The organism is bacterium (assembly GCA_020440705.1).
In the GTDB taxonomy this organism is placed as follows: domain Bacteria; phylum Krumholzibacteriota; class Krumholzibacteriia; order LZORAL124-64-63; family LZORAL124-64-63; genus JAGRNP01.
This window is the reverse complement of record JAGRNP010000331.1, coordinates 1-586: the sequence shown is the minus strand read 5'-3', so window position 1 is coordinate 586 and position 586 is coordinate 1. Positions and strand designations below refer to the sequence as shown.

Annotated in this window: 2 protein-coding genes; both read right to left on the bottom strand. The window is 69.6% G+C overall.

Annotation, left to right across the window (positions count from 1 at the left end; translation table 11 throughout):
• Positions 1-184: thioesterase (locus KDM41_18650; protein ID MCB1185444.1), on the bottom strand; the 184-nt coding region annotated here is incomplete at its 3' end.
• A gap of 29 nt (positions 185-213) precedes the next feature.
• Positions 214-586, bottom strand: a 373-nt coding sequence (locus tag KDM41_18645; GenBank protein ID MCB1185443.1) for a methylated-DNA--[protein]-cysteine S-methyltransferase, incomplete at its 5' end; no start/stop codon positions are given.

Below are 586 nucleotides of genomic sequence, written 5' to 3'. Positions count from 1 at the left end.
CCAGGCTGTAGGTGATGCCACCGTGGGCGATGGAGAAGCCGTTCAGCATCTCCTCGCGGACGGTCATGCGCAGTTCGCAGCGCCCCGGGGCCACCAACAGCCGCTCGATGCCCAGCCAGATGCTGAAGGGGTCGTGGTCGTACATGCGGGCCACCACCCGCTCGGCGAGGGACTGCGCGTCCATGGGGTGCGAAGGTACCGGCTCGGGGCTGCTCAGAACAGTTCCCTCGCCAGGGCCCCTTCGTGCTCCAGCAACCAGCGCTTGCGCCAGAGGCCGCCCACATAGCCGGTGAGCAGCCCGTTCGCCGCGATCACGCGGTGGCAGGGCACCACGATGGGCAGCGGGTTGTCGCCGCATGCACGCCCCACCGTGCGTGGGATGGCCTTTCCCCCGATGGCCTTGCCGATGGCCCCGTAGGTGGTGGTGCTGCCGAAGGGCACGGTGGCGATCCGCTCCCAGACCAGCCGCTGGAACCGGGTGCCCGTGCGCTGCAGGGGCAGGTCGAAGTCCTTCCGCTTCCTGCGGAAATACTGCTCCAACTGGCGCCGGGCCTCGTCCAGCACGGGCTCCTTCCGGCCTGAGCGG